Below are 26,993 nucleotides of genomic sequence, written 5' to 3'. Positions count from 1 at the left end.
CCTAGAGGCCAAGCATCTCTCTTGGATCAAAAGTGACCTCGACATCGTTCCAGATGTCATGCTTGCCGGCGGGAACTTGCAGACCGGCCATGTCGCATTTCTGGACGGCGCGTACGGCGCTTTCGTCGAACTGGCGATTACCGCTCGACGTCTTCACGGTCGGGCGACCGTCAAGCTTCCCGGAAACATTTAGATTGAACTGAATCACAACCACAAAATTTTCCGCACCTTCGAGGCCCGCCGGGATGGACCAGCAACCTTTAAGCTGATCTTCCAGCGCCCCTTGCTCCGACTTCGACAGCTTCTGGCCCTGGTCCTTGTCGCCACCGAGCGACGCCTGCTGCGTCGAGCGCTTGGCGCCGCCGCCGGATGGCTTCTGCTTGTCGAGCAGGGCCGAGATTTCGTTCGCGTTGAACTGCTTGTCGTCGGACTTCGGCTTCGACGAGGCTTCCTTGACCGGCTTTTCGGCATCCTTGCGTTCCGGCGCCTTGGCGCTTTCAGCCGGTGCCGGCTGCGGCTTCGGCCGCGCTTCCGGCGCCGGCGCCGAGCTCGGCAACTGCGTCTCTTCGGTCGGCGGGTCCTTGGCTATGGCCTCGGCGACGGCATCCGGCTTGACCTCGGGCGTCGGATCGATGGCGGCGGTCTTGTCCTGCGGCGGCGGGGTCGGCGCCGGCTTGGCCGGTGTCGGCTTGGGCTCGGTCTGCTTGACCGGCTCGGGCTTGACCTCTTCCTTGGGCGTCGGCGCCGGCGCCACTTCCGTCGCCGGAATGGGCTTCGGCTTTTCCTGCGGCTTCGGCACGTCCTCGGTCTTCGGCTTTTCTTTCGGAGTCGGCGCGGGCGGCGGGGCCGAGGTCGTATCGACCGGCTTCGGCTTGGCCTCCGGCGTTATCGGCTTGTCGGTATCGACGCTGTTCTCGCCGACCTTCTGCGCAGCCGGCACGATGTCGGGACGCTGCGTCGGCAATGGCGCCGGCTTTTCATGCATCACGGCCTTCTTGTCGCCCTGCAGCGTCTGCGCAATGGCCTCCATCGGCACGATATCGACCGCGACCGACTCGACATCGGCGGACGGAAGCGCGGCCGGCGCCGACAGCGTGAACAGGCCGAAGGCCAGCACCGCCATGTGCAAGATCACCGATGTGGTGAGGCCGGTCTTCATCTCGCGTCTATTGATCCTGTTCCTGCAGCGAAACCAGGCCGATGTTCTTGTAGCCAGCGGCCGAAATGCGGGCCATCACCTTCATCGCGGTGCCATAGTCGGTGGACTTGTCACCACGGATGAAGATGCGTTCCTCGTAACCGGTCTTCGAGATCGCCTGCAGCTTGGCCACCAGCTCCTCGATCGGGATCTCGGTTTCCTGCAGGAAGATCTTGCCCGTGGCATCGATTGAGACGGTGATCGGCTGGGTATCGGCATTCATCGCCTTGGCCTGCGTGTCCGGCAGGTCGATCGGCACGCCGACCGTCAGCATCGGTGCGGCGACCATGAAGATGATCAGCAGCACCAGCATCACGTCGACCATCGGTGTGACGTTGATTTCCGACATCAATGCGTGGTGACGGCCGCGCCGCCGGTGGCCGCGCCCGCCGCGTCCTACCATGCCTACGGACATGCCCATCTCGTTACTCCTCAGGCCTTCGGCGCGACTTTTTCATCGATTTGGCGCGAGAGTATGGCGGAGAACTCGTCGGAGAACCCTTCCATGCGCACAGCGATCTTGCTCGCATCCGATGACAGCTTGTTGTAGGCGATGACGGCCGGGATGGCGGCGAGCAGGCCGATGGCCGTCGCCAGCAGCGCCTCGGCGATGCCGGGCGCGACCACCGCGAGGCTGGTGTTCTTGGAACCGGCAATCGCCTGGAACGACGTCATGATGCCGATGACCGTGCCGAACAGGCCGATGAAGGGGGCTGCCGAACCGGTGGTGGCGAGGAAGCCGAGGCGCCCCTCCAGCTTCTCCATCTCGCGGGTCAGCGCCAGGTCCATCGCCTTGTCGATGCGGGTCTGCAGCCCGAGCGGCGTCTTGGCGCCCTTCTCGAAGCTTTTCTTCCACTCGCGCATGGCGGCGACGAAAATGGCGCCCATGCCGCTGGTTTTGCGGTCGGCAAGCGTGCGGTAGAGCTCTTCCAGCGACTGTCCGGACCAGAAGACCTGCTCGAAGCGGTTCAACGCCAACCGCATGCGGCCATAGGCGACCAGCTTGTCGATGATGATCGCCCAGGTCCACACCGAGGCGCAGAGCAGCCCGATCATGACCAGCTTGACCACCCAGCTGGCCTGCATGAACAGCGCCCAAATCGACAATTGCGCGCCCGGTTCGGCGAGTGCGATATTTTCCATCGTTACGTCCTTAAGATTTCCGGGCGAAGCTGGCGGCTGGCCCCTGGCATCCCTTGTGGTCGGTTCGCACGAGGCTACCGGACACCCCAAACCGTGCCGTTAGCGGCCTTTTCAGGGCAAATATTGGTGAAAGGAAGGCGCTGGATAGCGCCAATCTTCACCAATCTCTTCATGAACCGTTATGGTTAAGGATGGGTTAGTGGCTAAGGCGCGGCGCATTGCCGCGCCCGGTTAGGAGGCAAGCATAATCGCCTACGGCGTAATTCGCCTAGTCGGCCGTCAGCAGTGCCTTGGGCATGAACGCTGCCACCCATTCCTTGGGAAAGCGTCTCGGCCGGCCATTCTGGCCGATGATCGCCGCCTCGACCTTGGCCTCGACCAGCACCTCGTCGCCGCGTTTGAGCTGCTGCGCCATGAAGATGCGCGCGCCGGAAATGGCGTCGGTGCGGGTGTCGACAGTCAGGATGTCGTCGATGCGGGCAGGGATGCGGAAGTCGATCTCCATGCGACGCACCACCCAGACGATCTTCTCGCCATGCTTGCCGTCGGCGAGTTCCGTGTGATGCACGCCGGTGAGCCTGAGATAGTCGGAGCGGCCTCGCTCGAGGAATTCGAGATAGCGCGCGTGGTAGACGACGCCCGAGAAATCGGTGTCGGCATAATAGACCCGTGCCATCAGCCGGTGGCCGAACGCCGTCAGCGCGCCGGAAAGCCCGGCCAGCAGCGTCGCCGATTCACCATGATCGTCCATTGCGCTTCCTTTTTCAGCCCCGACAAGGCACCTGTTCCCCGCGTGACATGGCATCGGATGGCACTGTTGACGGCGATGATCAAGAGTTTGATGGCGGCGCTGCTTGTACTGGTGGCTTTGGCGTGGCCCAGCCACGCGGCGACGTTCTCGATGAAGCGCGGCCTCAATCTCGACCAGTGGGTCACCTGGCCCGGTGAGGATCAATGGGGCGACGCCAAGACCATACTGCCCTATCCGGAATGGCGCAAATTCCTCGGAGAGGACGATCTCAGAGCGCTCAAGGAAGCGGGCTTCGATTTCCTGCGCATGCCCGTTGACCCCTCGCCCTTCCTCTCCGATCAGACCACGGCCTTGCGCGCCGACCTCTATGCCAGCGTTCTGGACTCGGTGCGTATCATCAACCGCGCGGGCCTGAAGGTGATCGTCGACATGCACCTGATCCCGGCCGGCGGCAGCCGCAAGATCGGCATGGCGCAAGTGATGGACGATCCGCAGACCTTCGAGCGCTACGTCGACATGGTGCGCAAAATGGGCCGCACCTTGGCCGGCGAGGACCCCAAAAAGGTCGCGTTCGAATTGATGAACGAACCGATCGTCGACTGCGACAGCGACGGCACCAGCCTGTGGCCGGACCGCCAGCGCAAATTATTCGCCGCGGCGCGGTCCTCGGCGACGAAACTGACCCTGGTGCTGACCGGCGCCTGCTACTCCGCCGCTTCATCCCTGGAGAAGATCGATCCCAAGGCGATCCCCGACGACAATGTCATCTGGACTTTCCATTCCTATGATCCGTTCCTGCTCACCCACCAGGTCGCGACCTGGGCCGGCGATTTTATTCCCTATGTGACTGGCCTGCCCTATCCGCTGACCGCAGTGCCGAAGGCGCAGCTCGACGTGACGCTCGACACCATCCGCGCCCGGATCAAGGCCGAGGCGCCCTGGACACGGCAGAGCGGCCTGCTTGCCTATCTCGATGAACAGGTCGCCAGCATGGACAGCCCCGACAAACTGCTTGGCCTGATGGATGCGCCGTTCAAAAAGGTTGAGGCATGGGCGAAGGCAAACGGCATCAAGCCGGAAAACGTCACGCTGGGCGAGTTCGGCATGATCCGCCAGGAATACGGCAATGCCTATGTGATGCCGGGTGAGTACCGCGCCGCCTACGTCAAGGATATGGTCGCCCGCGCCGAGGCGCACGGCTTCTCCTGGTCGGTGTGGAGCTATGGCGGCGCCTTCGGCATCGTCGACGCCTTCAATGGCGACAAGGCCGAGCCCGATGTGATGGACGTGATCCGCTCGCTTCACTGAGGCTGGGCATGATCCCGAAAAGTGGCTCCCGGTTTTCTCGGACAAACGGTTTCCGTTTGTCCGAGATCATGCCCAAACACAGATTCTAACCGAGATCGATCTGCAGGATCTCCGGCCGCACGCCGAAACGCACCGGCATGATGCTGAAGCCAAGCCCGCCCGAGACAATCAAATTGCGGTCGTTCTCGACGACATGGCCATAGGCGTAGCGATTGCCGAAACGCGACGGCACGACAGGCGAATAGCCGAACAGCCGCACCTGCCCGCCATGGGTGTGGCCCGACAGGGTCAGCGACACCCGCCATGGCACGGTGGGGAAAATATCCGGCTCATGGGCGAGCAGGATGACGGGCGCGGTGTCACTGATCTTGGCCAGCGTGCCGTCGAGATCGTCGAGCCCCTTGCAGTCGTCGCCCTTCCTGGTCGGCAGCAGCGCCAGCTGATCGGCCAGGCCAGCGATCCAGACGCCATGCCCATCCTTCTCCAGGCGCACGACATCGTTCTCCAGCACCGGGATACCGACCTTCTCGAGGGCCTTGCGCGCGATTATCGGGCCGGCCCCGGCGCGCTGCGCGAGGCCGTCGCTCCACCAATCGTGATTGCCAAGGATCGACAGGACGCCGAGCGGTGCCTTGAGGCCCGACAGTGCGGAGGCCCATTGCGATGGCGTCACTGGCCCTGTCACCACGGGCATGCCGGCAATGTAGTCACCCAACAGCACGATGAGGTCCGGCTGCAACGCATTCGCGGCTTCAACGAGCGAGGCAATCCGCTCCTGCGTCATCCAGGGTCGGCAGGCATGGATGTCGGCGAGCGCGACAACCCTCAGCTTCAGGCCATCAGGCCAGTGCGGCGGCGTCAGCGCATAACGCTTCACATGCGTCAACAGCATCGGCTCGATGCCGACCGCATAGGCGCCGAGCGCGGCGGCCGCCACGAACGACCCGCCAATGAAGCGCAGGAACCCGCGTCTGGTTATCATTCTATGGCTCCGGCACGTGGATCGCGGCGGCATGCCGCGAGACAGCGCCGATAAAGTCCACGATTGCGCCGGCAAATCGACAAAGACGAGCAGATTCTGCGCAAGGTGTTCACATATCCGGCATTAACTAATCGAACGATTTGGCCCACTCGCGCAACGATGGCGGAGTCACGTCCGAATTCGCATAGCCCAACCTCAGATATACATTTTTTAAAGACAGGTTCGTCGAATCAAAAAAAGTGTAAATTTGGACGATATTTTCGGCATCCTTGGGTGTCCCCTTCATTCCGACCATGTGTGGCTGAACAGGTGTTCCGCCAAACATGTCCATTACTTCCGGATAGCGGGCGTGCACGTAGTTGCTGAAAACAGACAGTACGTATCGATGCATCTCCGCTACGCCCCTCTCATCGTCGGGAGCCTTAGGCGACCTTGTTGTGTTTTCGTAGTTTTTCTGCAATCCCTCGTTAATCTCTTTCTGCCGCAGAGAAACGTCTTTATCTAATCTCTTTGGTTTTCGTGTGTTATCTGAAAAATATCTTTCTACATAGAGCTTTACTTTCTCCCTTTGCTCGGGATCATAGTACCCTGTAGAAACATAATCAACTTTTGACAGAAATTCATATCCAGTTCTAATTAGCACACATATTTCCTGCACATATCCGTACCTTGCCAAAACGATCAAGGCATTAAGGCAAGATACAACTCGAATCAGATGAAGAACACAAAAGTGCACTATACTCGGATTAGAAAACCTAAACGCTATAGCCTGATCGCCATCAGGCACGATCAGCGGACGACTCAACTCAGATTCGAGAAACGAAACGGCGCTCTGCAAAAATAAAATCTTTTTGCTTAAATTGGACAGGGCGTTTTCGAGGGACTTTTCGTCCATTATTCGCCCTACTAATCTTCCTGGAACAGGTTGATCTGCTGCTGCGCCAGGTCCTTCGGCGCATCGAGGCCAAGATGGCGCCAGGCATTGGCCGTCAGCATGCGGCCGCGCGGCGTGCGCTGGATGAACCCCTGCTGGATAAGATAGGGCTCGATGATGTCCTCGATGGCGTCGCGCGGCTCGGACAGGCCCGCGGCGATCGTCTCGATGCCGACCGGACCGCCGCCGAAATTGCGGGCGATCATCGAGAGATAGCGGCGGTCGAGCGCGTCCAGGCCGAGCGCGTCGACCTCGAGCCGTGTCAACGCCTCATCGGCGATCTTACGGTCGACATGACCGTCGCCGGCGACCGAGGCGAAATCGCGCACGCGGCGCAACAGCCGGCCGGCGATGCGTGGCGTGCCGCGCGCGCGCCGCGCGATCTCCAGCGCGCCGTCGTCCCCGAGGGGCATTTGCAGGATGCGCGCACCGCGCCGCACGATCTGTTCCAGTTCCTCGACGGTGTAGAAATTGAGCCGCACCGGAATGCCGAACCGGTCGCGCAGCGGATTGGTGAGCAGGCCAAGCCGCGTGGTGGCGGCGACCAGGGTGAAACGGGCAAGGTCGATCTTGACCGAGCGCGCCGCCGGCCCCTCGCCGATGATCAGGTCGAGCTGGAAATCCTCCATCGCCGGATAGAGGATTTCCTCCACCGCCGGGTTGAGCCGGTGGATTTCGTCGATGAACAGCACGTCGCCTTCTTCGAGATTGGTGAGCAACGCCGCGAGATCGCCGGCCTTGGCAATCACCGGCCCGGAAGTCGAGCGGAAATTGACGCCGAGTTCGCGCGCCATGATCTGCGCCAGCGTCGTCTTGCCCAGTCCCGGCGGCCCGACGAACAGCACATGGTCGAGCGCCTCGTTGCGGCCCTTGGCGGCCTCGATGAAGACTTTGAGATTGGCTCGCACCGCCGCCTGGCCGACAAAGTCGGCGAGCGTCTGCGGCCGCAAGGTCTGATCGGCATCCTCGCCGCGTTTTTCCGGAGCGATCAGGCGAGGCGACAGGCTCATGCGAGCAGTTCCATACTGGCAATAGATTTGGCGGCGCGCTGATCAAACGTAACCGTATGTGAGCAACCCAGATTCCGATTGTGCTCAGCGATCAGCGCATCGGCGAAGTCTACCTGAGGCAAATTCGATCTTTCGAGCGCAATCACGATAGCGTCGAAGTCCTCGAAGATCAGCGTCCTGACCTTTAGTAACCTCTGGATCGCCACCTGCATCTGTTCTTTTGGCAGTCTGTAGCGCGAGATCAGCGACCAACTAAATTCGACCAACACGATCAAGCTGACGAAGCCTGGGGTCTCTTCGCTGAGTCCATTGCCAAATGCGAGGGCTTTAGCCCGCTGCTCGGCATCATCGTTCAGCACCATCCGGAGCAGAACATTTGTATCGATGCCTATCGACGTCACGCGTCGCCCTCTTGGTCGTGCAGACTATCTCCGACAACATGCCGGCCAACAGCATTTCGCACTGCCACATCGATTTCTTCTAGCGAGGCGGGACCGCCGGGCGGGTCTCCCAGAAACCCGGCCAGGTCAGCAAATTCGAGATTGCGCGGCGTCCCGACCAGATATCCATCCACGACTGTCCAGGCGATCATGTCACCCGTCTTCAGCGAAAGCGCATCCCGGACATCCTTTGGAATTGTAAGCTGACCCTTCGATGTCAGACTGGCATACGCGCCCATTTTCTTACTTTCTTCGAAGTTTCTTACCAATAATATGGTAGTCGGAATTCTTGCATCCAACAACCATATTACCGCGCCAATTCCTTCAACCCGAAGCGGATCAGCTTCGAGGCATCCGCGTCCTCGCCCGCCGTCTTCAGCGCCGCGGCAACCGCATTGGCGGCGGTGTCGCGCGAGTAGCCGAGATTGACCAGCGCCGAGACCGCGTCGGTGATCGGCGCGGGCGCCACGCCTTCGCCGAGCTCCTGTTTCAGCCCGATGGTGCCGGAGGCAGTGCCCGCATAGGCCGGCGCCTTGTTCTTCAATTCGGTGACGATGCGCTCAGCCACCTTCTTGCCGACGCCGGGCGCGCGGCTGACCATGGCGATGTCACGCAGCGCGATCGCATTGGCGAGGTCGGCCGGCGCCAGTGTCGACAGGATGGCGAGCGCCACCTTGGCGCCGACGCCCGGCACATTGTTCATCAGCAGCCGGAACCACTCACGCTCCAGCTGCGACTGGAAGCCATAAAGGCGCAGCATATCCTCGCGGACATAGGTCTCGATGAACAGCACCACCGCTTCGCCGGGCGAAGGCAGTCCCGCCAGCGTGCGCGCCGAGCAATAGGCGACGTAGCCGACGCCATGAATGTCGACGAGGCAATGATCCTCGTCGATCTCGTCCAACGTGCCCTTGAGCTTGCCGATCATTGGACGCAGCCCCCGTTAGGGATGAGTATCGGGCGTAATGAGCTCGACATCTGGAAAGTACTTTCTGAAACCTGCGGGATCGCGAGTAAGAATGGGATAGCCTCGGATGGCAGCGTGAGCCCCAATCAGGAAGTCGGGCATCACCTTCTCTCGGGGTCCGCCCAACCGCCGATAGACCGAGAACGCTCTCGACGCCGCAAAGGCCGCTTCGAAGGGAAGACTTTCGCGCCGGAACTCATCTTCAGGCAAGGCATCATCGACATCGTCTATCGCCTCATAGCGCATCGAAAACTCGGCGTAGATAATCTGATTGATGACCAGGCTGCCTTGCTCAAGGGCAGACACCATTTTGGACCACGACCACTTTGACCAGACGGGATCGCGAACGGCGACATCGATAAGTACATTGGTGTCGACAAGCGTCGCCAAGATCAGCGATCCCGGGTCAAAGCCATGACGGCATCGGCATTCATTGTCTGATCGCCGCTGCCCTCAAGCCGATCGAGCGCAGCGAGAAAACGATCTAGTCTTTCGCGGTCGGCCAGCCGCCCCTTGTCATGCTTCGGCGTGATCGTGATCTTGCCGCCCTCAATGCCGAAGATGACTTCGCTGTTGGCGCCAATCCCAAATGTCTCCCGCAGATCCCGTGGGATTGTCACTTGGCCTTTGCTCGTCACACGCATGAAACGCACCTTTCTTACAAGTAAGAAATATTCCAACTATGTGAACAAGTCAAGAACATCCTAGCCGGCAAGCGCCATCCGGTAGGCGGCGCTCTGGCGGTGATGCGCGTGACAAATCGCGATGGCCAACGCGTCGGCGGCATGCTCGGTGTCGAAGGTCGCTTTCGGCAGCAGCACCTTCACCATCATGTGGATCTGCTTCTTGTCGCCATGGCCGACGCCGATGACAGCCTTCTTCACCGCATTGGGCGCATATTCGGCGACGACCAGGCCGGCACGCGCCGGCACCAGCATGGCGATGCCGCGCGCCTGGCCCAGCTTCAGCGTCGCCACGGCATCCTTGTTGACGAAGGTCTGTTCGACGGCCGCCTCGTGCGGCATGGCTTGATGCAGGACTTCGGCGAGCCCGTCATGCAATTGGCAGAGCCGCGTCGCCAGCGCCGCCTTGTCCTCGGAGCGCACGGTGCCGGACGCGACGAAGCGCAAGGAATTGCCGAGGCTCTCGACGATGCCCCATCCGGTGCGCCTGAGCCCCGGATCGATACCAATGATGCGAATCGCGTCCCCCATCCTGTCACCCTACCCCCTGGGCGGACAGCGATGCCAGCGAAATGTGAACAAACCGGAAACGGCAGCCTATCGCGCCGGAAATACTCCGAAGCTGCTTAGTTGCGGGCGAAAGCCGTGTTCAGCAGGCTGATCTGGTCCGAAACCGGATTGGGCCGGCGGCCCAGCGGCTGCATGTCGACCACAGCGCCGGCGCCGTAGATCTCGTCATCCATGCGGCGCACCAGCGCCTGCAGGCGCAGCGAGCGGTTGACGAGGTCAAGGAAATCCTCGGGCAGTTCGGCCCAGCCGGCGGCTTCGTCATGCGCGGAAGCTGTGTCGAGCCGCACCTTGGACTTTTCCGAAGCGACCTGGTCGCGGGTCATTTCGCCGGAATTGGCCGCACGCTGCAAAAGCAGCCAGGAGGCAACCTGCATCAGCCTGGTCGTCAGCCGCATCGATTCGGCCGCGTAGAGCGTGGCCGCCAGCCGCGACAGTTTCTTCGCCTCGGCGCGGCCCTTGCCGTCGAGATACTCCGCCGCCTGTTCGACCAGCCCCATGCCTTCCTGGTAGAGCGGTTTGAAGGAGTGCGAAAAAACCCGACGCTCCGCCAGCTTCACGGTTTTCGCACTGCCCTTCGAAGGCTCGTTCATTGCTACGCCCCTGCACTTGCAACCGGCCGATTCGGTCACTGCCGATACACCCGGAACCCTATACGACTGAAGCTTGAAAATGCGCTTCGCCGGGGGTGAAGGCAAGCACATGTTTAACAGAAGGTTAACAGCGGACCGACGCCAGGCGTGCACCGGAATGCGGACAAAAAAAGAGCCGCGGATAAGGCGGCTCTCAGGAGTTTAACAGGGAGGCGTCAAACAAAGTGGCTCCAACCACTCGGTAAGAATCCAGATCACTGGATGCGCATAGTAAACGCCTGTAAAGCTTAATGAACCCTTAACGGGACCGATGTTTTTCGACCGAACGCCGCATTTCTGTGCCGTAACAGCACAGTCGACGGTGCCTGGTCTCAGGCTCAGAGTCTGTTTCGAAAGTCGCTCTGGCGAGTCATATGATGGTGGTTTCGAGAACCGGAGCGGAGCGGACATTCGGGTCCGTGAGCTCAGTTCTACTGCGACGCAGTAGAACGGGGAAGCGCAGAAAACGCCTTCAGATGGCCGCCAGAGTAGAGTTTCCAAACAGGCTCGGTTCAGGCCTTCTTCCAGACCACCGGCAGCGCGATGAAGGCAAACACCAGCATGCCTGCATAGAAGCCGATCGAGGCGATGCCCAACAGCGGTTCGATTGCCGGATTGCCGGCAAGCAAGATGTAGAGGCCGATCATAAGCCCGATTCCGCTGATCGCGGTCAGCCAGAAGTGGACGACAGCGATCGTCTTTTGCCCGACCGCCGGAAACAGATGGTAGAAGAAGGCGAAGACCGCCGACATCAGCCATCCGGCCACCATCGTGTGGGCGTGGGTTGGCATCTGGCCATGGTCTTCGCTGATCGCCATGTGGATGCCGAGCGCCATGCCGCACAGCGAATAGATGATGGCCAGCGTGAAGAAATTCCGTGCTACCCCTTGCATGTCTGTCCCCTCGAATTGCCTTTTCCCGTTTTCGGGAATGGGTTGATCGTCAGGCGATTATAGTCGCCGCCGGGCTCCCGGCGTCGGCGCACTAGCACCGGCAGTGTTTCCGGACGATGTCGCGCCCCCCTGACGCATCCGACAATAGCAGAAAATCAAACCGCGCATCGGCTTGTTGTCGGAAACCGCGCCGGTCGAAAGCCGCCGAAACAGAAACTGTTTTTTGCGACATCGTTCCGAAACAGGCGTCACGCAAAACGCCCGCTCCTTTGACGGCTGGCGCATATCCGCTCCGCCGCAAAAACCCGGAAATATCTCAGGAGCAACCGATGGACTGGTATTCGATCGTCAAATTTCTCCACATCGTCTCAGCCACTTTGTGGGTCGGCGGCGGCTTCGTGCTGTTCCTGCTCGGCGTGCTTGCCGAACGCGCCGGCAACGTCGAGGACAAGCTTCAGGCGATACGTGCCAGCGGGCAGTTGGGCGGGCGTTTCTTCGCGCCGATGTCGATGCTCACCTTGCTCTTCGGCCTCATCATGTGCGGCTTCTGGGTCGGCTTCTCCGACCTGTGGATCATCATCGGCCTGGTCGGATACGCCACCACCTTCTCGATCGGCATGTTCATCTTCAAGCCGACCGGCGAGCGCATGGGCGCGATGATCGCCAAGGAGGGCGTGACGCCTTCCGTGCTAGCCATTGGCCAGCGCATGATGAGCGCGGCGCGCTTCGACTATGCGGTGATGCTGGTGATCGTCGCCGACATGGTGCTCAAGCCGACCACGCATGACATCGGCATCCTCGCCGGCATGATGCTGGTCCTGGTGGCCGGCGCCACGCTGGCCTTCGGCGGAAACCGGCGGCTGGTGGAAAGCGCCGCCTGACCTGGCGGTGAGCTGCGTGCGGCAGCAAAGTCGCCGCGCCTGTTACAGCAGGCCGGCAATGCCATCCCACAAAAGCTTCAGCGCCACGACCGCCACGGTCGCGTAGGTGAACGGATAAAAAATCTCGGGCCGCATCCGCCGCACCAGCCAGGCGCCGGCGATGGTCGACAGCGGCGCCAGCGGCATCAGCACGGCGGACGCCGTCAGATTGGCGGTGTCGAACTGGCCGAGCGCGAAATAGGGTATGAGCTTCAGCGCATTGGTCGCGGCAAAGAAGATCGCGGCGGTGCCCGACAGGACCTTGGGATCGAGCCGGATCGGCAAGGCATAGACCTGAAAGGGCGGGCCGCCGACATGGGCGACGAAGCTGGTGAAGCCGGCCACCGTGCCCCAGATCGCGGCAGCCACGCGGTTGGGCTCGGCGGCGTGGTCGGAGCCATGGCGGAACTGCAGATAAAGCCAGCGCAGCACGAAGATGATGGCGACGGCACCGACGATCAGCCGCACCGCCTCCTCGGTGACCAGTGCGGCCGTCAGCCAGCCGAGGCCGATGCCGATGACGGCGCCCGGCATCATGTCGACCAGCATCTTGCGGTCGTACACGCCCCACCACGTCCACACCGAGACGATGTCCATCAGGCACAGGATCGGCAACAGGATGGCGGCCGCCTGCACCGGCGGTATGGTCAGCGCCATCAGCGGCACGCCGACGAAGCCGACAGCGCCGCCGAACCCGCCCTTGGACAAGCCGACCAGAATGACCGCCGGGATGGCGGCCGCGTAGAACCACGGATCGAGAAGCAGGCCTGACATGGGAGGGACTGGTCTGGAGGGAAGGCGTCAACGCCTGAATAACCCAGAATTGCGTTTCGGGCGACTGTAAATCCGGACCGGTTGCCGACACCCGCGAATGTCCGGCTCGTGCCCTATCGCCGGGCCGAGACCAGCAGGAACATCGGCCGCTCGAGTTCTTCCGCCAGTTCCGGCCGGGCCGCGATCTGTGCGGCTGTCGGACAGAATTCCTCGACATGTTCGATCGCGAAACCCGACCGGATCAGCGCGTTGAGCGTGGTGCCAATGGTGCGGTGATGCTTCACCACGCCCTTGGCCAGCCAGTCGGTCTTGCGTGGGCCTTCCACCAGATAGCGGTCGACAGGCCACGTCTTGCGGCCTTCGGCATCCACCGCCCAGCCGGGCCTGGTCGGGGCCATGTAGATCGGATGTTCCGTCGAGAAGACGAAATGCCCGCCGGACGACAGGGCCTGATGCACTGTCCTGAACAGGCGCGCAACGTCCTCGACATAGTGCAGGGCAAGCGAGCTGTAGGCGAGATCGAAGCCGCCTTGCGGCAGGCTGAGCTGGTCGAGATCGGCTCGCTCATAGGTGATGCCGGTGTCCGGGCCGGCGGCCCTCGCCCGGGCCAGCATCTTCTCCGACAGGTCCAGCCCAAGGACTTGGCTCGCCCCATGCTCATACGCCCAGCGGCAGAACCAGCCGAAGCCGCAGCCGAGATCGACGACCCGCAAGCCGCCGACATCAGGCAGCATCGCGCGCAGCGCCGGCCATTCGGCAGCACCTTCCAGGCCTTCGATCGACCGGCCAAGCTGGCTGTAGCCAGCGAAGAAATCCGGCTGGTCGTAGATATTCTGCGCCATGTCTTCCTCATCTCTCAGCCAATTATCTGGCGGACTGGCCGCGCATTTCCACCACGGCCATGCGGAGTCAAGACGATGAGGCCACCCCGAGCGGTGGCGGCCGCCGCCGGATCGGCTGCGCCTTGATGATGGCGGTGCTTGTCTCGGCCTTGTCGGCGATGCGATCGAGAATGCCGTCGAGGTCGCCGATCGAGCGCACGAACAGCCGGGCAACAAAACAGTCGTCACCCGTGACCTTGTCGCACTCGCCGAACTCGGCAATCTCCTCGATCAGCTTCTGGACGATGTGCAGCTTGCCCGGCAAAGGCTTGATGCGCACGATCGCCTGCAAGGTGTAGCCGAGCGCCAGCGGATCGATCTCGACGGTGAACGCCCGGATGACGCCGCGCTCCTCGAGCCGCCGGAGCCGCTCCGAAACGCTTGGCGACGACAGCCCGACCTGGGCAGCCAGCTCCTTCAGCGAGGTCCGTGCATCCCTCACCAGGATTTCGAGGAGATTTCGGTCGAGATCATCCAGCATTTTCTGTTTCTCACGGATTCGAGTCTGACACCTAATATAATTAGGCAATCTACCCATATCGCCTTTTCAAGGAGATGGAAAGCGCTCAGATCGCATGAGATTATGCCACCTCAACTGACTCAGAGGTCTATCATGAACGATACGGTACGTGGCACGATCGAAATGTCGGCCGCAATGGCGATCCTGGGCACGATCGGATGGTTCGTCGTCATGTCCGGCCAGCCCATCATGGATGTGGTGTTCTGGCGTTGCGCATTCGGCGCGGTGACGCTGCTCGTCATCTGCGCCTCGCTCGGATTGTTGCGCAACAAACTGTCTTTGCGCATCATCGGCCTCGCCGCGCTTGGCGGCGCCGCCATCGTCATCAACTGGCTGCTCCTGTTCAGCGCCTTCTCCCGCGCGTCGATCTCGATCGCCACCGCCGTCTACAACACACAGCCCTTCATGCTGGTCGGCTTCGGCGCGCTCTTCTTCGCCGAACGCCTGACGCTGACCAAGCTGACATGGCTGGTAATCGCCTTCGCCGGCATGGTGCTGATCGTCGAGGCCGCCCCTGACGCCGGCGATGTCGGCACCAACTATTTTGCCGGCATCCTCATGGCGCTGGCCGCGGCCTTCTTCTGGGCCGTCGCGGCCATCGTCACCAAGAAGCTCAAGGGCACGCCGCCGCATTTGATCGCGTTGATCCAGGTCTGCGTCGGCGTCGTCATGCTGGCGCCCTTCGCCAGTCTCTCGCATCTTCCGGCCGACCCATGGAGCTGGGCCATGCTGGCGACGCTCGGCATCGTCCACACCGGCCTGATGTATATATTGATGTACGGCGCCATCCAGAAGCTGCCGACGCATCTGCAGGGATCGCTGTCCTTCATCTATCCGGTCGTCGCCATCCTGGTCGACGTCACCGCCTTCGGCCATCGGTTGCATCTCAGCCAGATCGTCGGCGCCGCTTTGATCCTGACGGCGGCGGCCGGCATGAATCTCGGCTGGACCTTGTGGAAGTCGAAACCGTCCGCCGCGAGCCCTGAGCCGGTCAAGTAGGGCAGCACACCGGCCGCCCGGCGGTCTAGAACGCGATCCCGACTGCCCGCCTGTTCAAAGCGGGCAGTTTGCTCTATGCCGCAATCCAACCATCTTCGCCCGGCATAGGCGAAATCCGGGATCGAAGAACCATGAACGACGCCACACCCCCAAATCGCTGCCGCATCGTGCTGATCGCGCCGTCCGGCGTGCCGGCCGCCCGCATCGCCACCGCATTCGACGGCGGCGACGTCGCTTCGCTGATCCTGCCCGAGAACGGCATGGACGAAGCCTCCTTCCAGACTTTCGCCGAACAGATTGTGCCGGCGGCTCAGGCCGCAGGCGTCGCCGTCGTCATCGCCGGCGACACCCGCATAGCGGGCCGCGTCCAGGCCGACGGCATCCATGTCGAAGTTTCCAAGGCCGAGCTCGCCGAGACGATCGAACATTTTCAGACGAAAATGATGGTCGGCGCCGGCGGCGCCAAGACACGTGACGATGCGCTTGAGCTTGGCGAGACGCGGCCCGATTACATCTTCTTCGGCCGCTTCGGCTACGACAATAAGCCCGACCCGCACCCGCGCAACCTGTCGCTGGGGCGATGGTGGGCCGACATGATCCAGATCCCCTGTATCGTCATGGCCGGATCCGACCTGGCTTCCATCGAGGAAGTGGCCGCCACCGGCGCCGAATTCGTCGCGCTGTCGAGCGCGGTGTTTGCCGATGGTGTCGATCCGCAAGCGGCGATTGCCCAGGCCAACGCGCTGCTCGACGAAACCGCGCCGCGCTTCGAGGACTGATGTGGCTCCGGTGAGGCTTCCCCTTCAGGCCTTGCTTGCAGCGGTCATGATCCAGGCCGCCGCCGCCGAAACCATACCCTTGCCGCAGCCCAAGCCGGAAACCGGCGTGCACACCGACAAGCCGATCGAAAAGCAGCTGCCGCAACCCGCCACCACGGCGGAGCCCGCACCGCTGCCCTCGGTCGACAGCATCAATCCCGACCGCTTCGGGGCCAAGCCGGCCGACGCGGCCTATGGCGCCTTCCAGCGCGGGCTCTACAAGACGGCCTACAACCTCGCGCTGGTGCGGGCCCAGAACGGCGACCCGGCGGCGCAGACATTGGTGGCCGAAATCCTGTCGCGTGGGCTCGGCGTGCCGTTGAATGCGGCGGAAGCGGCGAAATGGTACGCTAGCGCTGCGGAGCAGGGCGTGCCGGAATCGCAATTTCAGTACGCGCTGATGCTGCTCGACGGGCGTTACGTGAAGAAGGACACGAAGGAGGCCTATGCGCTGATGCAGGCCGCCGCCGAAGCCGGCAACCAGTTGGCGCAGTTCAATTTCGCGCAGATGCTGGTCCAGCAGGATCCAGGCGACGCCGGTCTGACCAAAGCTACCGCCTACTATGAGCGCGCCGCCGCGACCGGCCTCGCCGACGCCCAATACGCCATGTCCCAGATCTACGCCAACGGCGTCGGCGGCAAGCCGCGCGACGATGTGCAGGCAAGGCGCCTGCTGGCGCAGGCCGCTCGACAGAACTACGACACCGCTCAGATCGATCTCGCCGCCTGGATGATCGAAGGCCGCGGCGGCGCCCGCGACCTGAAATCGGCTTTCGGCTGGACCAAGCAGGCCGCCGAGGGTGGCAATGTCGCCGCCCAGAACCGCCTGGCAAAGCTCTATATGCAAGGCATCGGCACCGACCCGGACCTGGTGCTCGCCGGCGCCTGGTACATCGTCGCCCGCCGCGCCGGTCTCATCGATCCCGACATGGACGATTTCCTGCAGGGGTTGAGCGACGACCAGACCAAGCAGGCCCTGCAGAAGGCAAATCGCCTGCCCTGACGGCGGTTGGCGCAGTCATTGTGTGTGATCGAGGACGACCTTGCCAAAAGGCGAGCCGTGTTCGAGATGCCGAAGGGCCTCTGCTGCCTCCATCCATGGAAAGACCCGATCGATCACCGGCCGCAGCCAGTTAACGGCGAGCGCCCGGTTCATCGCCTCGAAGGATTCGCGTGAGCCGACCGGTATGCCGCGCGCCCGGACTTGGCGGCGGAAGATGTCGAGCGGATTGATTGCTCCTTCGCTGCCGCCGAGATAGCCGATGACGTTGATCTGGGCGCCACGCGCAGACGCCTTCAGCGACTGGGCGAAGCTTTGCGGCCCGCCGACTTCGATAATGTGGTCGGCACCTCGTCCACCGGTCAGCGTCAGCACCGCCGTCGCCCAGTCCGGATCGCTGCGATAGTTGATGCCGTCATGTGCGCCAAGCGCCTTTGCCCGCGTGAGCTTGTCGTCGCTGCTTGACGTGACGATGACATGTGCGCCGGCTGCGGCGGCGAACTGCACCGCAAACAGCGAGACGCCGCCAGTACCCAGACTGAGAACCGTGTCGCCCGGCTTCAACTGGCCTTCGGTGAACAGCGCGTGCCAGGCCGTGACCGCGGCGCAAGGCAATGTGGCCGCTTCGACATCGCTCAGATGGGGCGGCGCAAACACGGCTGCCTGTTCGTCCAGCCGCACGAACTCGCTGAGCAAACCATCGATGGGACCGCCGCGCTGATAGGACGGTTCGGCCATGGCAAGGCTGCCGCCGACCCAGCGCTGCCAGAACGTGCCGCAGACGCGATCGCCGACCTTGAAGCGGGTCACTTCGGCGCCAACCGCGACCACTTCGCCGACACCGTCCGAAAGCGGGATCAGCGGCAGCGCAAAGGCGGTGTGGTAGCTGCCACGGACAATCTCCACGTCACGGTAGTTGAGCGCGGTTGCCTTGACCTTGATGATCATCTCCTGACGGCCCGGTTCCGGCATCGGCCGTTCGATCAGTCTGAGATTGTCGATGCCGCCGGGGGCCTGCAATTCGATTGCCTGCATTGTCTTCCCTTCCTTTTGCAAATCCGTTGAAAAGGAAAATCGCTTGCCGACATCCTGATTTCAAATTCATAATAATCAGAATGATTATGCACATGGAGTATTTTCAGGATGCTGGAGGAACTGCGCACCCTTGTTCTCTTCGCCGAGGAAGGCTCGATCCAGAATGTGGCCCGCCGCCTGCCTTTGACACAGCCTGCCGTCACACGGCAGATGCAGCGACTGGAGGAGATGCTCGGCACGACGCTTCTCGATCGCCGGCAGAAGCCGCCGCGCCTGACTGCGGCAGGATTGGAGGTGCTGGCGCGTGCAAAGGACATACTGGCTTCGGTCGAGGCTCTGAAAGCATTCGCCGCTGACGCCGAGCCGCAGGGCGTGCTGCGTGTCGGCCTGGCGCATGGCTTGTCCGATCCAAGCGTTGCGGGCGCTATCGCCGGCGCGTCCGCTGCGTTTCCAAAAGTATCGTTGCGGCTCAAGACCGGTTGGAGCGCGGAACTCATCGAGCAGTTCGAACGCGGTCAACTCGATATGGCGATCGTTCTGCGACCTGCCGATCATCAAGGCTCGGACGCGCTCGGCACCGAACGTCTCTGCATCATAGGGCAGGCTGGCGGCACCGAACCCCATCTCACGGACGCTCGGACTGCCATGCCTTGGGTTCTTAGCCCCGAGCCCTGCGACGCGCGTCAGACGCTCCTCTCCAGTTTGGGTGGCGAACGGCATCGGCTCGTTGTGGCGGCGGAAATTCAGGACCCGGCCATGCAGATGGAATGGGTACGTCGGGGACACGGCCTTGGCCTCATGCCGTTGCGGCTCGCGGCGCGAGGACTTCCCGACGGCCTCGCACGCGTCGATGTCGAAGATGTCGACCTTTCATTGCAGGTCGTGGCCCTGCGCTCTCCGCATCTCAACCGGCTGGCGAAGGCCGTGGAGGCCATGGCGAGGGCCGTCGGCGAAGCCATCAAGATCGAGGCCTGATGCCGGCCAGCCGCTGGAGCCGATCCGGCGTCCCTTGCCTCTCCGGGCGATTTGTGGTCTTGGGAGCCCCTAAATCGCTTGTCCAGGCGAAAATCTCATTCCGGATCCCATCATCATGGCCAAGATCAATGGCAACGAAATCCGTCCCGGCTACGTCATCGAGCACGATGGCGGCCTCTGGGTGGCGGTCAGGACCAACACCGTCAAGCCCGGCAAGGGCGGCGCCTACAACCAGGTCGAACTGAAGAACCTCATCAACGGCACCAAGCTCAACGAGCGCTTCCGCTCGGCCGAGACGGTCGAGCAGATCCGCCTCGACCTGAAGGATTTTTCCTTCCTCTACGAGCAGGACGACGCGCTGGTGTTCATGGACACCCAAAGCTACGAACAGCTCGAGCTGAACAAGGATTTCGTCGGCGACCGCGCCGCGTTCCTGCAGGACGGCATGATGGTGACGGTTCAGCTCTACGAGGAAAGGCCGATCGGCATCTCGCTGCCCGATTATGTGACCCTGACCATCACCGAAGCGGACCCGGTGGTGAAGGGCCAGACGGCGGCATCCTCCTACAAGCCGGCGGTGCTGGAGAACGGCATCCGCGTGCTGGTGCCGCCCTTCATCGGTGCCGGCGAACGCATCATCGTCGACACCAACGAAATCACTTACGTGCGCCGCGCCGACTGACGCGCGGGCACAGGAAGACACACGATGGCACGCTCAGCCCTTCTCAACGTCATGGTCCAGGCCGCAATGAAGGCCGGCCGCTCGCTGTCGCGCGACTTCGGCGAGGTCCAGAACCTGCAGGTCTCGTTGAAGGGCCCGGGCGACTATGTCAGCCAGGCCGACCGCAAGGCCGAGGACATTCTGTTTGCCGAGCTGTCAAAGGCGCGCCCGGGCTACGGTTTCCTGATGGAAGAGCGCGGCGTGGTGGAAGGCGACGACAGCCAGCACCGCTGGATCGTCGACCCGCTCGACGGCACCACCAATTTCCTGCACGGCATCCCGCTGTTTGCCGTTTCGATCGCGCTGGAACGCCAGGGCCAGATCGTTGCCGGGGTCATCTACAACCCGGCCATGGATGAGCTCTATACCACCGAGCGCGGCGGCGGCGCCTTCATGAACGACCGCCGGCTGCGCGTCGCCGGCCGCATCAAGCTGGTCGACACGGTGATCGGCTGCGGCATGCCGCATCTGGGACGCGGCCACCACGGCAATTTCCTGGTCGAGCTGCGCAACGTCATGGCCGAGGTTTCGGGCGTGCGCCGTCTCGGCTCCGCCGCGCTCGATCTTGCCTATGTCGCCGCTGGCCGCATGGACGGCTTCTGGGAAACCGGCCTGTCGGCCTGGGACATCGCCGCCGGCCTGCTCTTGATCCGCGAAGCCGGTGGTTTCGTCTCGGACATGGATGGCGGGCAGGACATGCTCGACAACGGCTCGGTGGTCGCCGGCAACGAAGTCATCCAGCGCGCTTTGCTGAAGGCCGTGAAGAAGCCTCTCTCGGCGCGCTGACAGGCACGGCGCGCCGAAGGGCCGCAGTCGCAAAACCGCAACCAAAGCTTGAAATACTGTCCGGCGGTTACCCAGATTAAGGGTGATGCAGGACGTGAGATGACGAACACACCGCCGCAACTCGAAATCCCCTTTGTCGGGCGATGGCACTACTCCCGCGCGGAGATGATCGCCGACGGCATCGTCCATGCTGTCGGCATCGTGCTGGCGATCGCGGCCGGCTCGGCGCTGCTGGCGCTGGCGGCGTTTCGGGTCGGGCCGGGCGAATACATCGCCGCCGCCTTCTATGTCGTTTCGCTGCTCACCGTGCTGTCGGTATCGATGACCTACAATCTCTGGCCGGTGACGTCGCCGGCGAAATGGGTCTTGCGGCGCTTCGACCACGCCGCGATCTATCTCTTGATCGCCGCCACCTACACGCCCTTTCTTGCCCAGCTCGATGGCTCGCCGTTGGCCAGCTGGATGATCGTCCTGGTGTGGGCAGCGGCCGCCACGGGCATTGCCATAAAAGTGTTTTTCCCCGGCCGCTTCGACCGGCTTGCTGTTGTCTTCTACCTCGCCATCGGCTGGAGTGGCATCGTCCTTGTCAAGCCACTTGTGGAGACGCTGCCGACGACGTCGATCGTGCTCATCGTTGCCGGTGGCGTCGTCTATTCCTGCGGTGTGATTTTCTTCGCCTGGAAGGGGCTGCGCTTCCACAACGCGCTGTGGCATGGCTTCGTCGTCACCGGCGCTGGCCTGCATCTGGCGGCCATGGTCGACTGTCTGGTCATCAATCGTCTCTGATCATGGAAACCGATTTCGGTTTCCATCTCGGATCGGGGTTGCATACTAGCCCCACGGCAATATTGCCAAGCGCCATTCAATTTGGTCACAATTCCGTTTAGAGTCGCCAGCTACGTGATCGGCGGCAGCGGCATCGGAAACGGGGCACGGATGGCTTTTCTCAGATCCTTCGGCATAGGCAGGCGCTCCGACGTACTGATCTACGATCCTCATAAACTGTCGAGTCCGCAGGTCTTCCTGCTGACCATGGTTATCTTCCTGGCCATCGTCGCCTTCATTGCCGCCATCCTGACCCGCCAGATCTCGACCGCCTTCGGCAGCAATCCCGGGCTCAACGGCCTGATCGTCGGCGTGCTCGTGGTCGGCATCCTGCTCGCCTTTGCCCAGGTCGGCCGGCTGTTTCGCGAGGTGCGTTGGGTCAACTCCTTCCGTGCCGGCTCGGAGACAACAGAACCGGTGCTGCTGGCGCCGATGAAAGCCATGATTGGCCGCTCCTCGACCATGGCCTTCTCGACCTCTTCGATGCGCACCATGCTCGATTCCATCGCCACGCGCCTCGACGAAAGCCGAGACACCTCGCGCTACCTCGTCGGCCTGCTGGTGTTCCTCGGCCTGCTCGGCACCTTCTGGGGCCTGTTGAACACGATCGGCTCGATCCGCGAGACCATTGAATCGCTCGACCCAGGCACGGGTGATGCCGCGGCGGTGCTCGATTCGCTGAAGCAGGGCCTGTCGGCGCCGCTAGCCGGCATGGGCACGGCCTTCTCGTCCTCGCTGTTCGGCCTGTCGGGCTCGCTCGTACTCGGCTTCCTCGACCTGCAGGCGGGCCGCTCCCAGACCCGCTTCTACACCGAGCTTGAGAACTGGCTGTCCTCGGTCACGGATCTGTCGTCCGACATCGTCGTCTCCGACCCGGCCAAGACTGAATCCTCCGACGAGATCCGTGTGCTGTCGGAACGGCTGCGCAGCATGCAGGAGAATGGCGGCGGCTCCAATCCGCGCGTCGCCACCGCCATGGCCAATCTCGCCGACGGCATTTCCGGCCTGGTCAAGAACATGCGCTCCGAGCAGCAGATCATGCGCGACTGGGTCGAGGCCCAGTCCGATGAACAGAAGGCGATGCGCAACACGCTGGAAAAGATCGCCGACGCCCTGAAGAAGCCCGGGGTGCACTGACATGGCACTTGCCAGGGGCCGGCGTACCGATCGCCGCATCGATTACTGGCCGGGCTTTGTCGACGCGCTGTCGACGCTGCTGCTCGCCATCATGTTCCTGCTCACCGTCTTCGTGCTGGCGCAGTTCCTGCTCGGCCGCGAACTCTCCGGCAAGGATACGGCGCTCACACGCCTCAACTCGCAGATCAATGAATTGACGCAGCTTCTGGCGCTGGAACGCTCGACGGCGCAGGACAAGGACGATTCGCTCGCCAATTTGCAGGCGTCGCTATCGGCGGCGGAGGCGGAGAAGAGCCGGCTCGAACAGTTGCTGGCGCAAGGCGCCGGTGCCGGCGATGCCGCCAACCAGCGGGCCGCGGAACTGGGCGGCGAACTCGACAGCCAGCGCCAGATCAGCCAGCAGGCGCTGAGCCAGGTCGAGATCCTCAACCAGCAGATTGCCGCATTGCGCAAGCAGATCGGCGCGCTCGAGGACGCGCTCAACGTATCCGAGACCCGCGACCGCGATTCCAACACCAAGATTGCCGATCTCGGCCGCCGCCTCAACGTGGCACTGGCGCAGCGTGTGCAGGAATTGAACCGCTACCGCTCCGACTTCTTCGGGCGTCTGCGTGAAATCCTCGCCGACCGCGAGAACATCCGCATTGTCGGCGACCGCTTCGTCTTCCAGTCGGAAGTGCTGTTCCCGACCGGCTCCGAGGTGATCAACGATGCCGGCAAGGTCGAGATGAAGAAGCTCGCCGACGCCATTATCGAACTGCAGAAGGAAATTCCGCCTGAGATCAACTGGGTGCTGCGCGTCGACGGCCACACCGACAACAAGCCGTTGTCCGGCAATGGCCGTTACCGCGACAATTGGGAGCTGTCGACGGCGCGATCGACCTCGGTGGTCAAGTTCCTGATCGAGAACGGCGTGCCGGCCAACCGGCTGGTCGCCGCCGGCTTCGGCGAGTTCCAGCCGCTCGATCCCGCCGACACCGACGAGGCGCGCAACAAGAACCGCCGCATTGAACTGAAGCTCACCGAACGGTGATTCATCATCACGGAAAAGTCACGCGAACTTGTTCGTCGGCTCAACTCTAGGGCGCAGACCAGGGCCGGCAAGGCCTGAAAAGATTATCTTTTTTTAATTACACTTCCCGCCGGAGGGCTCCTAGCGTGCTGCGCAGGGCCGAGAACCGCCGGCGATGCCTCCCATCGCGACGCGACGGAACCGGACGGCCCGCGGCTGGAAGGCAGGCGAAAGAACCGCTGCCTTCCTCTTCGGAGGAGACGCGACGATGCGCTCTTTTAACCCCACGCTCAGGACTGCAGCACTGACCGCATTCTTCATCGCCATTCCGCTCGCCGGCGCCTATGCCGCGGGTCATCACAAGGGCGCTCTCGATGCCACCGACCCGACCGACTTGACGGGTCCGCGTGTCGAAGCCCTCATTGAACAGGCTCAAGGCGTCCACCAGGGCATCGTCGACGCACGCCAGGCCAACAACATCACCCCGGCCGTGGCGGAACATCTGGAAATGCGCACCAACCAGATCAGCCAGGCCGCCGAGAAGATTGCCGCGTCGGATCACGGCAGGATACCGGCGGCGCAGTATCATGACCTGCTGCGCCATCTCGACCGTGTCGACCAGCGGCTGAGGGTCGACACCGGCAGCGGTTTCCTGATGGGTGACGGCGCCGACGGCGGAAACTATCCGAACGGCTGAGGCCAGCCCATCTGGAAAAGGTCCAACAGGAAGGGACCACCTGGCGCCTTCGGGACCCAATCCCGCGGGCGTCCTTTTTCCTCACCAGCCCGTCTGCCTACCAACCCAGCCAGACCGCGATCAGGGCGACCACCGCCGGCACTGTCTGGATGAACAGGATCTTGCGGCCGACCGTTGCCGCGCCGTAGAGGCCGGCAATCGCCACGCACAACAGGAAGAAAACCTTGACCTGAAAACCGGCGGCGCCGAGATAAAGCCCCCAGATCAGGCCGGCGGCGAGAAATCCGTTGTAGAGGCCCTGGTTGGCGGCCAGCACCTTCGAGGCATTGGCGAATTCCGGCGTCAGGCGGAATGTCTTGTGCCCGCGCGGCGTGTCCCAGCGCACCATCTCGAGATAGACGATGTAGACATGGATCAAGGCCACCAGCCCGACCAGGATGTTGCCGATCATTTGCGCCCCCTTCATGCGTTGCCGGCAGCATTTCACGTGTGGCAGCGCCTGCGCAAGGTGCATCTGCCGGACGGTGTCTAGAGCAATTCCAGGAAAAGTGTGAAGCGGTTTTCCCGGGAAAGGCGCGTAGCGCTTTCCCCACAGGAATTGCGTCAAAACAGGAGTCAGAGCAGCTCACTGTTTCCGTGAAACGGTGAACTGCTCTGAGGGTTGCCAACGCTTTTGCGTTGGTGTCTTTTCGCGCCGTCCTCAATCACGGAAGCCGCCATGTCCTTTCAGAAACTCGACGACCTCGGCCACAAGCTCGAAGCACTTGAGCATGCGCTGGCCATCCTCGGCGCCGATGAAGCGACGCATATGGCCGTCGGCGGCGGCGAGAAACGTGCCGAGGCGATGGCGGCACTGGCCGGCATGTACCACACCAGGGCAACCGCACCGGAGATATCAGACTGGATCGCCGCCGCCGAAGCCGAGGCGCTCGACGACGAGCAGCGCGCGGCCCTGGCCGAACTGCGGCGGCAGTACACCAACCTGACCTGCCTGCCGGTCGAATTCGTCGAACGCCAGACGACGGCGCGCATGCGTTGTGAGCAGCTGTGGCGCGACCTGCGCGCCAAGAACGATTGGGCGGGCTTCCAGCCGGCGCTCGAGGGCGTGGTGGCGCTGGTGCGCGAAGAGGCGGCTCTGCGCTCCGCCGTGCTCGGCCTCGCCCCCTACGATGCGCTGATGGAGCAATTCGACCCTGGCAACCGCACCGCCGACATCACCCCCGTCTTCGCCGACCTGAAGGCCTTCCTCAAAGGATTCGTGCCGGAGGCGCTGGCGAGCCAGGAAGCGCGGCTGCGCAAGCATCCGCTGAAGCCGCTTTCGGGCACCTATGCGATCGACAAGCAGCGCGAACTCGGCCTTGCCATGATGGCGGCGGTCGGTTTCGACCTGACTCACGGCTCGCTGTCGGTGTCGCACCATCCCTTCTGCGGCGGCGTGCCCAGCGACGTGCGCATCACCACCCGCTACAAGACGTCGGATTTCCTGTCGGCGCTGATGGGCGTGCTGCACGAGACCGGCCATGCGCTCTACGAGCAGAACCTGCCGAAAGCATGGTCGCACTCGCCGCTCGGCAAGGCGCGCGGCATGGCCGTCCATGAAAGCCAGAGCCTGTTCGTCGAAAAGCAGATCGGCCGCAATCCTGCCTTCTGGCGCTGGGCGCTGCCGGTGGTGGAAAGGCATCTCGGCGAGGCCTGGTCGCTCGACGATCTGCTGCCGCATGTGCATCGCGTCGAGCGCGGCCTGATCCGCGTCGACGCCGACGAGGTGACCTATCCGCTGCATGTCATCCTGCGCTACGAGTTGGAGCAGGAGCTGGTCTCGGGCCGGCTGGAGGTGGCTGATCTCCCCGAAGCCTGGGACGCCAAGATGCGCGACTATCTCGGCCTGTCGACCATTGACAATCCGGCCGATGGGCCGATGCAGGACGTGCATTGGCCGGGCGCCGCCTTCGGCTACTTCCCGTCCTACACGCTGGGCGCGATGATGGCGGCGCAGCAATGGGCGGCGCTGACGCGGGAGCATCCTGCCGCCGACGACGAACTGGCGAAAGGGAATTTCACTGCCATCAATGACTGGCGCCGCAGGAAGATATGGTCGCAGGGATCGCGCTGGTCGACGCCGGACCTGCTCGAACGCGCCACCGGCGAGAAACTCAACGCCGTGTATTTCGTCAATCACCTGAAGCAGCGCTACGGCGCATGAGATCGGCCGTCATGCCATCCCGATTTCGGTAACTGGCGGCAACAGCCGGCGAACAGGAAGGCGATGACGCATCATCGCCTGGCGGCGATCTTGCAGGATCGCCTCTACTTTTCTATCACTGGTGGTGTCCGACGGCATATTGCAAGACGTGCGGATCATAAGGGCGGGTGCTTCCGGTGACA

The 26,993-nt window shown here is 62.7% G+C and carries 33 protein-coding genes; 13 read left to right on the top strand and 20 right to left on the bottom strand.

Features of this window, described 5'->3' with window-relative positions:
* Nucleotide 1: 1 nt before the first annotated feature.
* The 4 genes from DBIPINDM_RS20045 to ybgC form a co-directional block, all read right to left on the bottom strand.
* Entirely contained in the window at nt 2-1,159 is a 1,158-nt protein-coding gene (locus tag DBIPINDM_RS20045; protein WP_258588845.1) for a TonB family protein, read from the bottom strand.
* A 7-nt stretch (nt 1,160-1,166) separates the two neighbouring features.
* On the bottom strand, nt 1,167-1,619 hold the full coding sequence (tolR, locus tag DBIPINDM_RS20040) for a protein TolR (protein WP_183463941.1): 453 nt from the start codon (nt 1,617-1,619) through the stop codon (nt 1,167-1,169).
* Nucleotides 1,620-1,630: 11 nt separating this feature from the next.
* Nucleotides 1,631-2,341 (bottom strand): protein TolQ, encoded by a 711-nt coding sequence (gene tolQ, locus DBIPINDM_RS20035; protein WP_023766137.1) that lies wholly within the window; start codon nt 2,339-2,341, stop codon nt 1,631-1,633.
* Between the two features lie 268 nt (nt 2,342-2,609).
* Nucleotides 2,610-3,092, bottom strand: a complete 483-nt coding sequence (ybgC, locus tag DBIPINDM_RS20030; protein WP_258588844.1) for a tol-pal system-associated acyl-CoA thioesterase — start codon at nt 3,090-3,092, stop codon at nt 2,610-2,612.
* Between the two features lie 57 nt (nt 3,093-3,149).
* On the opposite strand from ybgC, the gene DBIPINDM_RS20025 reads away from it, so the two are divergent.
* Nucleotides 3,150-4,400: a glycoside hydrolase family 5 protein gene (locus DBIPINDM_RS20025; RefSeq protein ID WP_258588843.1), complete on the top strand. Its 1,251-nt coding sequence runs from the start codon at nt 3,150-3,152 to the stop codon at nt 4,398-4,400.
* 85 nt (nt 4,401-4,485) lie between these two features.
* Here DBIPINDM_RS20025 and DBIPINDM_RS20020 read toward each other — a convergent pair whose 3' ends face one another.
* From DBIPINDM_RS20020 to DBIPINDM_RS19970, 11 genes are all read right to left on the bottom strand, one after another.
* Nucleotides 4,486-5,382 (bottom strand): metallophosphoesterase, encoded by an 897-nt coding sequence (locus DBIPINDM_RS20020; RefSeq protein ID WP_258588842.1) that lies wholly within the window; start codon nt 5,380-5,382, stop codon nt 4,486-4,488.
* A 127-nt stretch (nt 5,383-5,509) separates the two neighbouring features.
* Entirely contained in the window at nt 5,510-6,277 is a 768-nt protein-coding gene (locus DBIPINDM_RS20015) for a hypothetical protein (RefSeq protein WP_258588841.1), read from the bottom strand.
* An 11-nt stretch (nt 6,278-6,288) separates the two neighbouring features.
* Nucleotides 6,289-7,326 (bottom strand): Holliday junction branch migration DNA helicase RuvB, encoded by a 1,038-nt coding sequence (gene ruvB / locus DBIPINDM_RS20010; protein WP_258588840.1) that lies wholly within the window; start codon nt 7,324-7,326, stop codon nt 6,289-6,291.
* Nucleotides 7,323-7,727: a PIN domain-containing protein gene (locus tag DBIPINDM_RS20005; protein ID WP_258588839.1), complete on the bottom strand. Its 405-nt coding sequence runs from the start codon at nt 7,725-7,727 to the stop codon at nt 7,323-7,325. The genes ruvB and DBIPINDM_RS20005 overlap by 4 nt, the downstream gene beginning before the upstream one ends.
* Nucleotides 7,724-8,005 (bottom strand): AbrB/MazE/SpoVT family DNA-binding domain-containing protein, encoded by a 282-nt coding sequence (locus tag DBIPINDM_RS20000; RefSeq protein WP_258588838.1) that lies wholly within the window; start codon nt 8,003-8,005, stop codon nt 7,724-7,726. The genes DBIPINDM_RS20005 and DBIPINDM_RS20000 overlap by 4 nt, the downstream gene beginning before the upstream one ends.
* A 68-nt stretch (nt 8,006-8,073) precedes the next feature.
* The gene (gene ruvA, locus DBIPINDM_RS19995) at nt 8,074-8,694 is read right to left on the bottom strand and encodes a Holliday junction branch migration protein RuvA (protein ID WP_258588837.1); all 621 of its coding nucleotides are present in this window, start codon (nt 8,692-8,694) and stop codon (nt 8,074-8,076) included.
* A gap of 15 nt (nt 8,695-8,709) precedes the next feature.
* Nucleotides 8,710-9,123, bottom strand: a complete 414-nt coding sequence (locus DBIPINDM_RS19990) for a type II toxin-antitoxin system VapC family toxin (RefSeq protein ID WP_109664762.1) — start codon at nt 9,121-9,123, stop codon at nt 8,710-8,712.
* A gap of 2 nt (nt 9,124-9,125) precedes the next feature.
* Nucleotides 9,126-9,377: an AbrB/MazE/SpoVT family DNA-binding domain-containing protein gene (locus tag DBIPINDM_RS19985; protein ID WP_013529138.1), complete on the bottom strand. Its 252-nt coding sequence runs from the start codon at nt 9,375-9,377 to the stop codon at nt 9,126-9,128.
* Between the two features lie 60 nt (nt 9,378-9,437).
* On the bottom strand, nt 9,438-9,947 hold the full coding sequence (ruvC, locus tag DBIPINDM_RS19980) for a crossover junction endodeoxyribonuclease RuvC (RefSeq protein ID WP_258588835.1): 510 nt from the start codon (nt 9,945-9,947) through the stop codon (nt 9,438-9,440).
* 95 nt (nt 9,948-10,042) lie between these two features.
* A complete protein-coding gene (locus DBIPINDM_RS19975; protein ID WP_258588834.1) occupies nt 10,043-10,576 on the bottom strand; it encodes a DUF1465 family protein in 534 nt (177 codons plus the stop codon).
* A gap of 551 nt (nt 10,577-11,127) precedes the next feature.
* Nucleotides 11,128-11,508 (bottom strand): hypothetical protein, encoded by a 381-nt coding sequence (locus DBIPINDM_RS19970; RefSeq protein WP_258588833.1) that lies wholly within the window; start codon nt 11,506-11,508, stop codon nt 11,128-11,130.
* A gap of 329 nt (nt 11,509-11,837) precedes the next feature.
* Here DBIPINDM_RS19970 and DBIPINDM_RS19965 point away from each other — a divergent pair, with 329 nt between their 5' ends.
* Nucleotides 11,838-12,389 carry a DUF2269 domain-containing protein gene (locus tag DBIPINDM_RS19965; protein ID WP_258588832.1) on the top strand — a complete coding sequence of 184 codons (552 nt, stop codon included), beginning with the start codon at nt 11,838-11,840 and terminating at the stop codon, nt 12,387-12,389.
* Nucleotides 12,390-12,431: 42 nt separating this feature from the next.
* Here the strand turns inward: DBIPINDM_RS19965 and DBIPINDM_RS19960 are convergent, their stop codons facing one another.
* From DBIPINDM_RS19960 to DBIPINDM_RS19950, 3 genes are all read right to left on the bottom strand, one after another.
* The gene (locus tag DBIPINDM_RS19960; RefSeq protein ID WP_258588831.1) at nt 12,432-13,202 is read right to left on the bottom strand and encodes a sulfite exporter TauE/SafE family protein; all 771 of its coding nucleotides are present in this window, start codon (nt 13,200-13,202) and stop codon (nt 12,432-12,434) included.
* A gap of 113 nt (nt 13,203-13,315) precedes the next feature.
* Nucleotides 13,316-14,044, bottom strand: a complete 729-nt coding sequence (locus DBIPINDM_RS19955; RefSeq protein WP_258588830.1) for a class I SAM-dependent methyltransferase — start codon at nt 14,042-14,044, stop codon at nt 13,316-13,318.
* 67 nt (nt 14,045-14,111) lie between these two features.
* Nucleotides 14,112-14,564: an Lrp/AsnC family transcriptional regulator gene (locus DBIPINDM_RS19950; RefSeq protein ID WP_258588829.1), complete on the bottom strand. Its 453-nt coding sequence runs from the start codon at nt 14,562-14,564 to the stop codon at nt 14,112-14,114.
* A 132-nt stretch (nt 14,565-14,696) separates the two neighbouring features.
* Here DBIPINDM_RS19950 and DBIPINDM_RS19945 point away from each other — a divergent pair, with 132 nt between their 5' ends.
* From DBIPINDM_RS19945 to DBIPINDM_RS19935, 3 genes are all read left to right on the top strand, one after another.
* Nucleotides 14,697-15,602, top strand: a complete 906-nt coding sequence (locus DBIPINDM_RS19945; protein ID WP_258588828.1) for a DMT family transporter — start codon at nt 14,697-14,699, stop codon at nt 15,600-15,602.
* 131 nt (nt 15,603-15,733) lie between these two features.
* On the top strand, nt 15,734-16,381 hold the full coding sequence (locus DBIPINDM_RS19940; RefSeq protein ID WP_258588827.1) for a thiamine phosphate synthase: 648 nt from the start codon (nt 15,734-15,736) through the stop codon (nt 16,379-16,381).
* Nucleotides 16,382-16,427: 46 nt separating this feature from the next.
* The gene (locus DBIPINDM_RS19935; protein WP_416361768.1) at nt 16,428-17,423 is read left to right on the top strand and encodes a tetratricopeptide repeat protein; all 996 of its coding nucleotides are present in this window, start codon (nt 16,428-16,430) and stop codon (nt 17,421-17,423) included.
* A gap of 15 nt (nt 17,424-17,438) precedes the next feature.
* Here the strand turns inward: DBIPINDM_RS19935 and DBIPINDM_RS19930 are convergent, their stop codons facing one another.
* Nucleotides 17,439-18,455 (bottom strand): zinc-dependent alcohol dehydrogenase family protein, encoded by a 1,017-nt coding sequence (locus DBIPINDM_RS19930; protein ID WP_258588825.1) that lies wholly within the window; start codon nt 18,453-18,455, stop codon nt 17,439-17,441.
* Between the two features lie 108 nt (nt 18,456-18,563).
* Between DBIPINDM_RS19930 and DBIPINDM_RS19925 the strand changes: the two genes are divergently transcribed.
* The 7 genes from DBIPINDM_RS19925 to DBIPINDM_RS19895 all read left to right on the top strand — a co-directional run bounded on the left by DBIPINDM_RS19925 (nt 18,564) and on the right by DBIPINDM_RS19895 (nt 24,608).
* On the top strand, nt 18,564-19,430 hold the full coding sequence (locus DBIPINDM_RS19925; RefSeq protein WP_258588824.1) for a LysR family transcriptional regulator: 867 nt from the start codon (nt 18,564-18,566) through the stop codon (nt 19,428-19,430).
* A gap of 115 nt (nt 19,431-19,545) precedes the next feature.
* Nucleotides 19,546-20,112: an elongation factor P gene (gene efp / locus DBIPINDM_RS19920; RefSeq protein WP_019861758.1), complete on the top strand. Its 567-nt coding sequence runs from the start codon at nt 19,546-19,548 to the stop codon at nt 20,110-20,112.
* Between the two features lie 24 nt (nt 20,113-20,136).
* Nucleotides 20,137-20,937 carry an inositol monophosphatase family protein gene (locus DBIPINDM_RS19915; RefSeq protein WP_258588823.1) on the top strand — a complete coding sequence of 267 codons (801 nt, stop codon included), beginning with the start codon at nt 20,137-20,139 and terminating at the stop codon, nt 20,935-20,937.
* Nucleotides 20,938-21,036: 99 nt separating this feature from the next.
* Nucleotides 21,037-21,723, top strand: a complete 687-nt coding sequence (gene trhA, locus DBIPINDM_RS19910) for a PAQR family membrane homeostasis protein TrhA (protein WP_258588822.1) — start codon at nt 21,037-21,039, stop codon at nt 21,721-21,723.
* 150 nt (nt 21,724-21,873) lie between these two features.
* The gene (locus tag DBIPINDM_RS19905; RefSeq protein WP_258588821.1) at nt 21,874-22,899 is read left to right on the top strand and encodes a MotA/TolQ/ExbB proton channel family protein; all 1,026 of its coding nucleotides are present in this window, start codon (nt 21,874-21,876) and stop codon (nt 22,897-22,899) included.
* 1 nt (nt 22,900) lies between these two features.
* Nucleotides 22,901-23,932, top strand: a complete 1,032-nt coding sequence (locus DBIPINDM_RS19900) for a peptidoglycan -binding protein (RefSeq protein WP_258588820.1) — start codon at nt 22,901-22,903, stop codon at nt 23,930-23,932.
* A gap of 247 nt (nt 23,933-24,179) precedes the next feature.
* Nucleotides 24,180-24,608, top strand: coding sequence for a hypothetical protein (locus tag DBIPINDM_RS19895; protein ID WP_258588819.1), 429 nt, complete (start codon nt 24,180-24,182; stop codon nt 24,606-24,608).
* Between the two features lie 97 nt (nt 24,609-24,705).
* On the opposite strand, the gene DBIPINDM_RS19890 is transcribed toward DBIPINDM_RS19895, so the two are convergent.
* Complete coding sequence (locus tag DBIPINDM_RS19890) at nt 24,706-25,059, bottom strand: DUF1304 domain-containing protein (RefSeq protein WP_258588818.1); 354 nt, start codon at nt 25,057-25,059, stop codon at nt 24,706-24,708.
* A gap of 267 nt (nt 25,060-25,326) precedes the next feature.
* Between DBIPINDM_RS19890 and DBIPINDM_RS19885 the strand changes: the two genes are divergently transcribed.
* A complete protein-coding gene (locus DBIPINDM_RS19885; protein WP_258588817.1) occupies nt 25,327-26,811 on the top strand; it encodes a carboxypeptidase M32 in 1,485 nt (494 codons plus the stop codon).
* The last annotated feature ends 182 nt before the right edge of the window (nt 26,812-26,993 follow it).

Origin of the sequence: Mesorhizobium sp. AR02 (assembly GCF_024746835.1) — a bacterium.
Taxonomy (GTDB): domain Bacteria; phylum Pseudomonadota; class Alphaproteobacteria; order Rhizobiales; family Rhizobiaceae; genus Mesorhizobium.
This window is presented reverse-complemented; position numbering and strand designations above follow the sequence as displayed.